This window comes from Nocardioides sp. Leaf374 (genome assembly GCF_916862475.1).
GTDB lineage: Bacteria > Actinomycetota > Actinomycetes > Propionibacteriales > Nocardioidaceae > Nocardioides > Nocardioides kribbensis.
In genome coordinates this window covers 51,284-63,526 of the sequence record NZ_CAKASO010000022.1, presented here as the reverse complement: position 1 = coordinate 63,526, position 12,243 = coordinate 51,284, and the positions used below count along the sequence as shown (strand labels likewise).

At 71.6% G+C, this 12,243-nt stretch carries 9 protein-coding genes and 1 pseudogene; 8 read left to right on the top strand and 2 right to left on the bottom strand.

Annotated features, from left to right (window positions below):
* From LPA27_RS11575 to LPA27_RS11565, 3 genes and pseudogenes are all read left to right on the top strand, one after another.
* A pseudogene (locus tag LPA27_RS11575) lies at positions 1 to 964 on the top strand (hypothetical protein); the annotation flags it as partial.
* A gap of 390 nt (positions 965 to 1,354) precedes the next feature.
* The gene (locus tag LPA27_RS11570) at positions 1,355 to 1,924 is read left to right on the top strand and encodes a DUF6318 family protein (RefSeq protein WP_228942514.1); all 570 of its coding nucleotides are present in this window, start codon (positions 1,355 to 1,357) and stop codon (positions 1,922 to 1,924) included.
* 386 nt (positions 1,925 to 2,310) lie between these two features.
* Positions 2,311 to 2,739, top strand: coding sequence for a hypothetical protein (locus tag LPA27_RS11565; RefSeq protein WP_056903382.1), 429 nt, complete (start codon positions 2,311 to 2,313; stop codon positions 2,737 to 2,739).
* Between the two features lie 7 nt (positions 2,740 to 2,746).
* On the opposite strand, the gene LPA27_RS11560 is transcribed toward LPA27_RS11565, so the two are convergent.
* Positions 2,747 to 3,817 carry an alpha/beta hydrolase gene (locus LPA27_RS11560; RefSeq protein WP_228942513.1) on the bottom strand — a complete coding sequence of 357 codons (1,071 nt, stop codon included), beginning with the start codon at positions 3,815 to 3,817 and terminating at the stop codon, positions 2,747 to 2,749.
* Between the two features lie 91 nt (positions 3,818 to 3,908).
* Positions 3,909 to 4,853 carry a family 16 glycosylhydrolase gene (locus LPA27_RS11555; RefSeq protein WP_228942512.1) on the bottom strand — a complete coding sequence of 315 codons (945 nt, stop codon included), beginning with the start codon at positions 4,851 to 4,853 and terminating at the stop codon, positions 3,909 to 3,911.
* Between the two features lie 172 nt (positions 4,854 to 5,025).
* On the opposite strand from LPA27_RS11555, the gene LPA27_RS11550 reads away from it, so the two are divergent.
* The 5 genes from LPA27_RS11550 to LPA27_RS11530 all read left to right on the top strand — a co-directional run bounded on the left by LPA27_RS11550 (position 5,026) and on the right by LPA27_RS11530 (position 12,204).
* Entirely contained in the window at positions 5,026 to 7,170 is a 2,145-nt protein-coding gene (locus LPA27_RS11550; protein ID WP_228942511.1) for an RNA degradosome polyphosphate kinase, read from the top strand.
* Positions 7,171 to 7,239: 69 nt separating this feature from the next.
* The gene (locus LPA27_RS11545; protein ID WP_228942510.1) at positions 7,240 to 7,860 is read left to right on the top strand and encodes a DUF47 domain-containing protein; all 621 of its coding nucleotides are present in this window, start codon (positions 7,240 to 7,242) and stop codon (positions 7,858 to 7,860) included.
* Between the two features lie 7 nt (positions 7,861 to 7,867).
* A complete protein-coding gene (locus tag LPA27_RS11540; protein ID WP_056863412.1) occupies positions 7,868 to 8,872 on the top strand; it encodes an inorganic phosphate transporter in 1,005 nt (334 codons plus the stop codon).
* Positions 8,869 to 10,446 (top strand): peptide chain release factor 3, encoded by a 1,578-nt coding sequence (locus tag LPA27_RS11535; protein ID WP_056863411.1) that lies wholly within the window; start codon positions 8,869 to 8,871, stop codon positions 10,444 to 10,446. The genes LPA27_RS11540 and LPA27_RS11535 overlap by 4 nt, the downstream gene beginning before the upstream one ends.
* Positions 10,447 to 10,518: 72 nt before the next feature.
* A complete protein-coding gene (locus tag LPA27_RS11530; protein WP_056863410.1) occupies positions 10,519 to 12,204 on the top strand; it encodes a ribonuclease J in 1,686 nt (561 codons plus the stop codon).
* Positions 12,205 to 12,243 lie beyond the last annotated feature (39 nt).

Genomic DNA, 12,243 nt, shown 5'->3' with positions numbered 1-12,243 from the left:
CGTCGGCGCCCGCGCCCGCACCCCCTCCACCCGGGTGAGCATCGACGCCGCCGGCGTGGTCGACATCCGCACCGCCGCCGAGGAGGAGGCCGCCCACCAGGTGGCGCTCGCCTCCGCCGCGGTGGCCGACCGCGAGGCCGCGGAGCAGCGCACCATCGAGGCGCTCGAAGAGGTCGCCCTCGCGGCGCGGCAGCACGCGGAGGAGCTGCGGGCGGCCCACGACGCCCGGGAGGCCGCCGAGCAGGCCGCCACCGAGCAGGCCCGCCTGCGCGCCGAGGCCGAGTCGCTCGCCGAGCAGCGGGCCATCGACCGCCAGGCCGTCGAGTCGTCGGTGCGTCACCAGGCCGAGCTCGTCGAGGCCGCGCTGCAAGATCGTCTCGAGGCCGAGCAGCACGCCGCCGAGCTGGCCCGCGAGCTCGCCGAGGCGCGCGAGCAGCTGCTGGGACGACCGGTCGCCGCCCGCCCCGTCGCCGACTCGCGCCACCGCGGCGACGCCGACGAGGAGGCGGGCTCCCCCGTGACCACCGGCGAGCGGGCGTCCGGTGCGGCCACCGACGTCACCCGCACCCGCGGCCGCGCGTCGCTGGTCGCCCTGGTCCTCGCCGTGGCCGCCCTCGTGGCCGCCGCCGGTGTGGCGATCGGCGGCAGCCCCACCGACGCCGTCGTGCTGGGCCTGGCGCTGCTCGCCGTGCTGCTGGTCTACGTCGGCGCCCGCGCCCGCACCCCCTCCACCCGGGTGAGCATCGACGCCGCCGGCGTGGTCGACATCCGCACCGCCGACAGCCACCACAGCTTCGACCTCCAGCAGCCCGCCACCGAGGTCGAGGTGGTCGGCGAGCCCGGCAGCCGCGGCTGGGAGGTCAGGTTCGTGCGCCGCAGCCTGCCGCCCGTCGTCATCACCGCCAAGACCGTCGACCCCGAGGCCTTCACCCGCGCCCTGCGCGCGTGGCGCCCCACCGCCTGACCCGCGACGAGTGACGGACGCCCGCGCTCGTCACTGCTCGTCGAGTGGCGCGGGCCCCGGGGACCTCGCCCCCGCTCGGTCCCGCCTAGCGCCGGTGCACGGCCCTCCGAGTCAGTCGCGCAGAAGTGGCGGGAAACGGCAGCCTCAGGGCCCATCGACGCGTCGTTTCCCGCCACTTCCGGGGCCCACCGACGGGGCAGCCGCCGAGGCGCTCGGCAGCGCGCGGTCAGGGGCCGGGTGGACTCGCGCGACCTCGACGGGCCCATGGCTGGCCCGCCGAGTTGTCCACAGGGCAGCGGCACACCGGTGGTTTCGACGCGCCGGTTCGGGTTAATTTAACCGTACGGTCCCCTCGGTCCTGGGGCCGGTCCCCTCGGGAAGGACCCCTTCGTGAAGCCCTCTGCTCTCGTCGCTGCCGCCGTGACCGTGTCACTGCTGAGCATCGTTGGCTGCTCGGAGGATCCGGAGCCACGAATCGCAGATCCCAGCCCGTCACTCGCGCCGTCTGATGGTGAGGCACCGACGACAACCCCCTCGCCCGAACTCCCCCGTGCGGCGGAAGGAACGAACGCCGCGGCCGCTAAGTCGCTCGTTCGCTTCTACTTCGATCTCGTCAACTACGCACAGACTTCTGGTAAAGCCGAAGTGACAACGCAGATAGTGAATCCAAATTGCTCGGCGTGTGCGGGCGGAACCGAAGCCCTCGCCGCGATCTTTGATGCAGGGGGGAAAATTGAAGGCGGCGATGTGCGCGTCGTGGGCTTGGACGCTGCCCCGGTCCGAGGCGGTCTGATTCAAGGATTCACCGTTACCGCGACGACCGAGACGTCGCCGCAAACAATTAGGATCCCGGGGGATGACCCGAAGCGCTACGAGGGTGGGCCCGGGAAGTACGAGTTCATCGTCGAACAATTCCAGGGATCTCTGCGAGTGCTGCGTTGGCAGCGGGCAGACGCATGAATCGGTCACAGGCATTGTTGTGGACCCTTGTGACCGTCGGACTGCAGGGGGTTGTCCCGGCGACGGCGGATGACCCCGGTGTGCTGCCAGGCGACGGCGCGTTCTGGGCCAACAACGCTGTTGAGACCCCGCCGTCTCAAGCGGACTCAGTTACTCAAGCCGGAGAGTCAGATTCTGCAAGTCCCACCCCGGGTGCATGGTCGTCGAGCCCCATCTGCGCAGTCGGCGGCGCTCAAACCTGCGCCGAACCTCAATTGTGCCCAGACGGGACACCGGTCACTCTCTGGACCTTCACGTCGCCCGATGGAGAGGTGTGGGAGACAGGCACCTCCTGCCCCACTAATTCACCAACCGCAATAGTCGCTCCCCCACAGGTCACCCCCGGCATGGTGCAGCGAGCACTCGAGCGCGTACCGCTGCCCGAGCCGGACCTCTCGGTCCAGCCGCCCGGGGGCAGGACTCTGATCAACTTCGAGACCAACTTCTTCACCGCCGCCGAGCCCTTCACCGAGACCGTCACCCTGCTGGGGCGACGCGTCGACCTCGACATCACCCCCAGCCAGTTCCGGTGGGCCTTCGGCGACGGCGAGGGGCTGAGCACCACCGAGCCGGGAGCGCCGTACCCCGACCTCGAGCTGACCCACACCTATCTCGAGCAGGGCCAGGTGCGGCCGCGGGTGACCACGGTCTACACCGCCGACTACCGCGTCGACGGCGGGCCGTGGCAGCCGGTGCCCGGCAGCGTCGACATCACCAGCGACCCCGTCGACCTCACCGTCACCGAGGTGACCAACCAGCTCGTCGACTACCGCTGACGCCGCCTCAGCCGCGCGGCGCGAGCCCTGCGCGGAGCCGGTCAGCGATCTCGGCGACGGCGGCGCGCGAGCTGCGGCCCACGCCGACGATGTTGAAGAAGCTGTGGATCTGGTCCTCGAAGCGCTTGAGCTCGACCGTGACGCCGGCGTCGGACAGCTTGCGGGCGTAGGCCTCGCCCTCGTCGCGCAGCGGGTCGAAGCCGGCGGTGCAGACGTAGGCGGGGGCCAGCCCCTCGGGGACGTCGGCGTACGCCGGCGACAGGCGCGGGTCGCGCGGGTCGAGGCCCTCGGTCATGTAGCTGTCGTTGGCCAGCTCCATGAACTCCGCCGACAGGTAGAAGCCCGCCCCGAAGAGGCGCAGGCTCTCGGTGGCGCGGGTCGCGTCGGTGGCGGGGTAGACCAGCAGCTGGAACGCGCACGGCAGGCCCGAGCGGGCCGCCTCCAGGGCGACGCCGGCGGCGAGGTTGCCCCCGGCGGAGTCGCCGCCCACGGCGATCCGGTCGCGGTCGACCCCGAGCTCCTCGACGTGCTCCACGGCCCAGCGGTAGGCGGCGACGGCGTCGTCGTAGGCCGCGGGGAAGCGGTGCTCCGGCGCCAGCCGGTAGTCGACGGCCAGCACGAGGGCCTCGCCGCGCTCGGCGAGGATGCGGCAGGTCGCGTCATGGGTGTCGAGGTCGCCGAAGAAGAAGCCGCCGCCGTGGAAGAACACCAGCAGCGGCGCAGGAGGCTGCCGTACGGCGACCGACACCCGGGCGCGCGGCGTGTAGAGCCGCGCCGGGAGCCCGGCGACCTCGAGGTCGCGCACGGCGCCGATCGGCTGCTTGCCGCCGGCCATCGCGGTCTGCACCCGCGCCTGCACCCGGCCGTCGGGGAAGGCCATCGTCTCGATCGGCGGATCGCCCGAGAGCTTCTGCAGCTTCAGCATCAGCTGGGTGTCGACGGCGAGGGTCTGCCCGTCGAGCACCACCGGGGAGCCCGCCAGCCGCCGCTGGACGGACGGCGGCAGCGACATGGCGGCGCCGAGCGCGGCCTTCTGCGCAGCGTGGGCGAGGGCCTGGAGGGGCGATCCGTTACTCACGAGTAGGGAACCTAGCCGACGGACCCGTCCAGCGACAGGAGATCCGGCCACAGGAGATCCGGCCACAGGAGGTCCGGCGTCGACGGCCCCGTCACTGGTAGACGCGCACGTGGTCGACGACGAGGTACTGGGGGAAGGGAGTCTCCGGCGGGACCGGACCTCCCAGGTCACCGCCGATCGCGAGGTTGAGCAGCAGGTAGAACGGCTTGTCGAAGGCCCACAGCCCCAGCTGCTCGGCCTCGGCGCGCGACACCCCGCCCCACGGCCGGCCGTCGAGCTCCCACTCCAGCCCGTCGGGCCCCCAGCCGACGGCGTAGGTGTGGAAGCCGTCGGAGAGGGGCGCACCGGCGTCGTGCTCGCGTGTGACCTGCCAGCGGGTGCCGGCCTCGGTGGGCCCGTGGATGGAGCCGGTGACGAGGGTCGGGCTGCGCCCGACGTGCTCCATCACGTCGATCTCCCCCGAGCGTGGCCAGCCCACCTCCGCCCGGTCGGTGCCCATCGCCCAGAAGGCCGGCCACGTGCCGACCCCGGCGGGCACCTGCGCGCGCACCTCCAGGCGGCCGTACTGCCACGACAGGCTGCTCTCGGTGGTCAGCCTCGCCGAGGTGTAGTCGCGCACGGTGCCGTCGGCGCAGGTGTGGCCCGGCGCCGAGAGCGCCGAGACGACCAGGTGACCCTGGCCGTCGAGCGAGGCGTTGGCCGGGTCGTCGGTGTAGCACTGCAGCTCGTTGTTGCCTCCGCCGTGGCCGAAGGCGTCGGGCTGCCAGACAGCAGGGTCGGGCGGGGCGCCGGCCTCGCCGTCGAACTCGTCGGACCACACCAGCCCGGGCGCCCCGACGGCGCCCTCCTCCCCCGGTGACACCGGGGACGCCGGGGACGCCGGGGACGCCGGGGACGGCGCGGCCGGACCCGACGGGTCGGCCGGGTCAGCGGCGTCCGGCGCGCCCGAGCAGGCGGAGCAGCCGGCGAGCACGGTCGCACCGAGGCCGAGCGCGGCCAGGCTGCGACGGGCACGGAGCCGGACTCGACGTGCCACGACCCCTCCTCCGTCTCCCACCCGCGACCGCGCCGCGCGGGGCGTCGTACGGCGTCCAGTGAACCCCGCCCGCGTCGCGCGGCGAAACCGGCGCACACCGGTCCGGCGCACCGATCTCGCGAGCCGTCGCGCGAGACACCTCCCGTTCACGCGCGACTGCCACACTGGCCCCATGTCCGCCGAGATCGTCGAGAGCCACGACGCCGCGCCCGAGGAGCCCTTCGACGTCGAGCCGCCCTACGTGCCCGACGACGAGGCGCTGGCGGCGGTGGAGAAGTACGACGACCGGTTCCTCGACCGCGAGCTGAGCTGGCTGCGCTTCAACCAGCGCGTGCTGGAGCTGGCCGAGGACCGCGACCTGCCGCTGCTCGAGCGGGTCCGCTTCCTGGCCATCTTCACCAGCAACCTCGACGAGTTCTTCATGGTCCGCGTGGCCGGCCTCAAGCGGCGCATCGCCGCGGGCCTGGCCGTGCGCGCGGCCAGCGGCCTGATGCCGCGCGACGTGCTGCACCACATCTGGACCACCACGCGCGAGCTCAGCGAGCGCCAGGCCCACCTCTTCCGCGACGAGATCGTGCCCGCGCTGGGCGACCACGGCATCGAGCTGGTGCGCTGGGACGACCTCGACCGCGAGGAGCAGAAGCAGTGCAAGCGGATGTTCAAGGACCGGATCTTCCCGGTGCTGACCCCGCTGGCCGTGGACCCGGCCCACCCCTTCCCCTACATCTCGGGCCTCTCGCTCAACCTCGCCGTGCTGATCCGCAACCCCAAGACCGGCAAGGAGCACTTCGCCCGGGTCAAGGTGCCCCCGATCTTCAGCCGCTTCGTGCCGCTGGGCAACGAGCGCTTCGTGCCGCTGGAGGACGTCATCGGCGAGCACCTGCGCCGGCTCTTCCCCGGCATGGACATCCTCGAGGTCCACACCTTCCGCGTCACCCGCAACGAGGACCTCGAGGTCGAGGAGGACGACGCGGAGAACCTCCTGGCCGCGCTGGAGAAGGAGCTGCTGCGCCGCCGCTTCGGCCCGCCGGTGCGCCTCGAGGTCGAGGAGTCGATCTCCCCCGGCGTGCTGGAGCTGCTCAAGGAGGAGCTGGGGGTCAGGGAGGACGAGGTGTTCCACCTGCCCGGCCCGCTCGACCTGCGCGGCCTGCACGGCATCGCCGACATCGCACGCGAGGAGCTGAAGTACCCCGCGTTCGTGCCGACCACCCACTACCGCCTCGCCGAGGTCGAGTCGGCGGCCCCGGTCGACGTCTTCAAGGCCGCGCGGCGCCACGACGTGCTGCTGCACCACCCCTACGACTCCTTCGCCACCTCGGTGCAGCGCTTCATCGAGCAGGCCGCCGCCGACCCGCACGTGCTGGCGATCAAGCAGACGCTCTACCGCACGTCGGGCGACTCCCCGATCATCGACGCCCTCATCGACGCCGCCGAGGCCGGCAAGCAGGTGCTGGTCATCGTGGAGATCAAGGCGCGCTTCGACGAGCAGGCCAACATCCGCTGGGCCCGCAAGCTCGAGCAGGCCGGCTGCCACGTGGTCTACGGCCTCGTCGGGCTCAAGACCCACTGCAAGCTGGCGATGGTGGTGCGTGACGAGCCCGACGGCATCCGCCGCTACACCCACATCGGCACGGGCAACTACAACCCCAAGACCTCGCGGATGTACGAGGACCTGGGCCTCATCACCACCGACGAGCGCATCGGCGAGGACGTCGCGCACCTGTTCAACAACCTCTCGGGCTGGTCGCGCAACGCCTCCTACGACGAGCTGCTCGTGGCCCCCGACTCGGTGCGTCTCGGCCTCGTGGAGCAGATCCACCAGGAGATCAGCCACCACCTGGCCGGTCGTCCCGCGCGGATCCGTCTCAAGGCCAACTCGGTCGTCGACGAGGCGGTCATCGACGCCCTCTACCTCGCCTCGCAGGCCGGTGTGCCGGTGCAGCTGCTGGTGCGCGGCATCTGCTCGCTGCGCCCCGGCGTGCCGGGCCTGTCGGAGAACATCGAGGTCCGCTCGGTGCTGGGCCGCTTCCTCGAGCACAGCCGGGTCTTCCGCTTCGAGAACGGCGGCGAGCCGGTGGCCTGGATCGGCTCGGCCGACATGATGCACCGCAACCTCGACCGCCGCGTCGAGGTGCTGGTGCGCCTGCCCGGCGAGGAGAGCCTGGCCGAGATCGACCGGGTGCTCGACATCGCCTTCGACCCCGAGACCGACGCCTGGCTGCTCGACAGCGACGGCACGTGGACGCGCAACCACGGCCCGGTGCACCTGCAGGAGAAGCTGATCGAGGGACAGCGCCGGCGGCGCCAGAGCCCCTGACTTTCCCGCAGGGGGCCCCTTGCGCCTAGCATGGCCGACGGTTCTTTTCCTCCTCACCAGGAGTTCTCCGTGGGTTTGCGTTTCCGGCCGGTCGAGACGGCGTTCTACGACCAGTTCTCCGAGTCGGCCCAGCACCTGCTGGTCGGCACGGGCCTGCTCGCCGAGTCCCTCGACGGGACCGCCGACCTCGCCGACGTGGCCTCGCGCATGCGCGAGGCCGAGCACGCCGCCGACGAGACGACCCACGCGATCATCCGCCGGGTCAACCAGACCTTCGTGACCCCCTTCGACCGCGAGGACATCTACGCGCTGGCCTCGGGCCTCGACGACGTCATGGACTGCATGGACGAGGTCGTCGACATGCTCATGCTCTACGAGGTCAAGGCGATGCCCACCGAGCTGCTGACCGACCAGGTCGACGTGCTCCAGCGCTGCGCGGAGATCACCGCCGCCGCGATGCCCAACCTGCGCTCGATGCAGTCGCTCGACGAGTACTGGATCGAGATCAACCGGCTCGAGAACGTCGGCGACCGCAACCACCGACGGATCCTCGCCCACCTCTTCTCCGGGGAGTACAAGGCGATGGAGGTGCTCAAGCTCAAGGACATCGTCGAGGGCCTCGAGGCCGCCATCGACGCCTTCGAGCGGGTCGCCAACACCGTCGAGCAGATCGCCGTCAAGGAGTCCTGAGCCCCTCATGGACCTCGCGATCGTCATCGCGGTCGTCGTCGTCGCCCTGGTCTTCGACTACACCAACGGCTTCCACGACGCCGCCAACGCCATCGCCACCTCGGTGTCGACGCGGGCGCTGACCCCTCGGGTCGCGCTGGGCATGGCCGCGATCATGAACTTCATCGGCGCCTTCCTCGGACAGGAGGTCGCCAACACCGTCGGCTCGGTGATCACCCCGGAGTCCGGGGGGTCCCACGGGCTGGTGATCGTGATGTCGGGCCTGCTCGGGGCCATCGCGTGGAACCTGCTGACCTGGTACTACGGCCTTCCCTCCTCCTCCTCCCACGCCCTCATCGGCGGCCTGGTCGGCGCGGCGCTGGCCTCGGGCTCGGTGGTGAAGTGGGACGTCGTGGTCGACAAGATCATCCTGCCGATGATCGCCTCGCCGCTCTTCGGCTTCGCCGCGGCCTTCCTGCTCATGCTCGGCATCATGTGGGGCTTCCGGCGGCGCAACCCCCACCGCACCATGCGCGGCTTCCGGATCGCCCAGACCCTCTCGGCGGCCGCGATGGCGCTCGGTCACGGCCTCCAGGACGCCCAGAAGACGATGGGCGTGATCTTCCTGGCCCTGGTCACGGGCGGGTACGCCGGCGCCGACGACGACCTGCCGATCTGGGTGATCCTGGCCGCGGCAGCGGCCATCTCGGCCGGCACGTGGGCCGGCGGCTGGCGGATCATGCGCACCCTGGGCCGACGCATCATCCACCTCGACCCCGCCCGCGGCTTCGCCTCCGAGACCGTGGCCGCCGGCGTGCTCTACACCACCGCCTTCGTCTTCGAGGCGCCGATCTCCACCACGCACACCATCACCTCCGCGGTGATGGGCGCCGGCGCCACCAAGCGCTTCTCGGCCGTGCGCTGGGGCGTGGCCCGCTCCATCGTCACCGCCTGGGTGCTGACCTTCCCCGCGGCCGGCGCCGTCGCCGCGGGTCTCTACTTCCTGTGCAAGTACGTCTTCCAGCTGCCATGAGCCGACCTCTCTCCGACGACCACCGGCCCCGCCGGACCTTCGCCATCATCAGCCACCCCGACGCGGGCAAGTCGACGCTGACCGAGGCGCTGGTGCTGCACGCCCAGGTGATCACCGAGGCCGGCGCCGTGCACGGCAAGGCCGGGCGCAGCGGCACCGTCTCGGACTGGATGCAGATGGAGCGCGACCGCGGCATCTCCATCACCTCCGCCGCGCTGCAGTTCGAGTACGCCGACCACGTCGTCAACATGGTCGACACCCCCGGCCACGCCGACTTCTCCGAGGACACCTACCGCGTGCTCTCGGCCGTCGACTCGGCCGTCATGCTGGTCGACGCCGCCAAGGGCCTCGAGCCGCAGACCCTCAAGCTCTTCCGGGTCTGCGCCCTGCGCGGCATCCCGGTCATCACCGTCATCAACAAGTGGGACCGCCCCGGCCTCGACCCGCTGGAGCTGATGGACGGCATCGAGAAGCAGATCGGTCTGCGGCCCACCCCGCTGACCTGGCCGGTCGGCATCGCCGGCGACTTCCGCGGGGTGCTCGACCGGCGCAGCGGGGAGTTCATCCGCTACCTGCGCACCGCCGGCGGCTCCACCCGCGCCCCCGAGCAGCACCTGCCGGCCGAGCAGGCCGCCGCCGAGGAGGGCGAGGCCTGGACCACCGCCCAGGAGGAGCACGAGCTGCTCTCGGCCGACGGCGCCGACCACGACCAGCAGCGCTTCCTCGACGGCGCCACCACCCCGGTGCTCTTCGCCTCGGCCCTGCTCAACTTCGGCGTCGCCCAGATCCTCGAGCGGCTGCTCGAGCTCGCCCCTCCCCCGCACGCCACGCCCACCGAGGCGGGCGGCGTGCGCGAGGTCGACGAGCCCTTCAGCGCCTTCGTCTTCAAGGTCCAGTCCGGCATGGACTCCGCCCACCGCGACCGGCTCGCCTACGCCCGGGTCTGCTCGGGCGTCTTCGAGCGCGGCATGGTGGTCAAGCACGCCTCCACCGGTCGACCCTTCGCCACCAAGTACGCCCAGGCCGTCTTCGGCCGTGAGCGCTCCTCGGTCGAGACCGCCCTGCCCGGCGACATCATCGGCCTGGTCAACGCCAACGCCCTGCGGGTGGGCGACACCATCCACGACGGCCCCGCCGTGCGGTTCCCGGCCATCCCGACCTTCGCCCCCGAGCACTTCATGAGCGTGCGCGCCAAGGAGTCGGGGCGCTACAAGCAGTTCCGCCGCGGCATCGAGCAGCTCGACCAGGAGGGCGTGGTCCAGGTGCTGCGCTCGACGGTGCGCGGCGACCAGAACCCCGTGCTCGCCGCGGTCGGCCCGATGCAGTTCGAGGTCGTGGCGGCGCGGATGGAGACGGAGTTCAACGCACCCGTCACCATGGACTCGTTGAGCTACACGATCGCGCGGCGCACCCGCGCCGAGGACGCCGACGTGCTGCGCGGCGTGCGGCAGATCGAGGTCCTCGAGCGCGCCGACGGCGCCCACATCGTCCTCTTCCCCGACAAGTGGCGGGCCCACACCGTGGCCCGCGACCACCCCGACATCCTGATCGAGGAGCTCCCGGCCAGCACCTGACCGACGCACCCGCGTCGGTGAGCACGCGCGCCGGACTCCCGCGATCGCCAGCACCACCCCGAAGGAGCACCCATGAGTCACCCCCATCCCGAGCTGAAGCGCCCGCCGCGCCTGCCCCGCAAGGGCCTGCGCGTCGTCGCCCTCGGCGGCCTCGGCGAGGTCGGTCGCAACATGACCGTCTTCGAGCACGACGGCAAGCTGCTCATCGTCGACTGCGGCGTCCTCTTCCCCGAGGAGCACCAGCCCGGCGTCGACGTGATCCTGCCCGACTTCGAGTGGATCCGCGACCGTCTCGACGACGTCGTCGCCGTCGTGCTGACCCACGGCCACGAGGACCACATCGGCGGCGTGCCGTACCTGCTGCGCGAGCGCGCCGACATCCCCCTGGTCGGCTCGCGGCTCACGCTCGCCCTCATCAAGGAGAAGCTGAAGGAGCACCGGATCCAGCCGGTGCTGGTGGAGGTCAAGGAGGGCGAGACCCGCTCCTACGCGCCCTTCGACCTCGAGTTCGTCGCGGTCAACCACTCCATCCCCGACGCCCTGGCCGTCGCCATCCGCACCTTCGCGGGCATGGTGCTGCACACCGGCGACTTCAAGATGGACCAGTTCCCCCTCGACCGGCGCATCACCGACCTGCGCGCCTTCGCCCGCCTCGGCGAGGAGGGCGTCGACCTCTTCCTCACCGACTCCACCAACGCCGAGGTGCCCGGCTTCACCACCTCCGAGCGCGAGCTGCTGCCGGCCATCGAGCAGGTCTTCCGCACGGCCCCGCGCCGCGTCATCGTCTCCAGCTTCGCCAGCCACGTGCACCGCATCCAGCAGGTGCTCGACGCCGCCCACGCCCACGGGCGCAAGGTCGCCTTCGTCGGGCGCTCGATGGTGCGCAACATGGGCGTGGCCCAGGACCTGGGCTACCTCACCGTGCCGCCCGGCCTGATCGTGCCGCTCGACCAGCTCGAGAAGCTCCCGCCCCACAAGGCCGCCCTGGTCTGCACCGGCTCGCAGGGCGAGCCGCTGGCCGCGCTGTCGCGCATGGCCAGCCGTGAGCACAAGATCCGCGTCGGCGAGGGCGACACCATCCTCATGGCCAGCTCGGTGATCCCGGGCAACGAGAACGCCATCTCCAACGTCATCAACGGCCTGACCCGCTGGGGCGCCAACGTCGTGCACAAGGGCAACGCCAAGGTGCACGTCTCGGGTCACGCCAGCGCCGGCGAGCTCGTCTACTGCTACAACGTCGTGCAGCCGCGCAACGTGATGCCCGTGCACGGCGAGTACCGCCACCTGCGGGCCAACGCCGACCTGGCCATCAGCACCGGCATGGACCCCGCCAACGTCGTGCTCGCCGAGGACGGCGTCGTCGTCGACCTCGTCGACGGCAAGGCCTCCGTGGTCGGCAAGGTGCGCTGCGGCAACGTCTACGTCGACGCCCAGACCGTCGGCGGCGTCACCGAGGCCACGCTCAAGGACCGGCGCACCCTCGCCGAGGAGGGCGTCGTCACGGTGCTCGCCATCGTCGACGCCGACACCGGCGAGCTGGCCGACCCGCCGGACTTCCTGGTGCGCGGCTTCGAGCACGCCCCCGACGCCTTCGACGGCGCGATCAAGGTCATCGAGCGCACCCTGGCCCGCGCCGCCGCCGAGGGCATCGGCGACTCCCAGCAGCTCGAGCAGATGCTGGGCCGCGACATCGGCCGCTGGTCGCACAAGACCTTCCGCCGCAGCCCGCTCATCATCCCGCTGGTCATCGACGCCTGAGCGACCGGCCAGGAGCACGACCACCGGCGCGGCACCGTC

What these genes read in the sequence shown, in the direction of transcription:
- LPA27_RS11565 (WP_056903382.1), top strand. Translation starts at nt 2,311, where the DNA reads ATGGTGCAGCGAGCACTCGAGCGCGTACCGCTGCCCGAGCCGGACCTC.
- LPA27_RS11550 (WP_228942511.1), top strand. Translation starts at nt 5,026, where the DNA reads ATGTCCGCCGAGATCGTCGAGAGCCACGACGCCGCGCCCGAGGAGCCC.
- LPA27_RS11540 (WP_056863412.1), top strand. Translation starts at nt 7,868, where the DNA reads ATGGACCTCGCGATCGTCATCGCGGTCGTCGTCGTCGCCCTGGTCTTC.
- LPA27_RS11535 (WP_056863411.1), top strand. Translation starts at nt 8,869, where the DNA reads ATGAGCCGACCTCTCTCCGACGACCACCGGCCCCGCCGGACCTTCGCC.
- LPA27_RS11530 (WP_056863410.1), top strand. Translation starts at nt 10,519, where the DNA reads ATGAGTCACCCCCATCCCGAGCTGAAGCGCCCGCCGCGCCTGCCCCGC.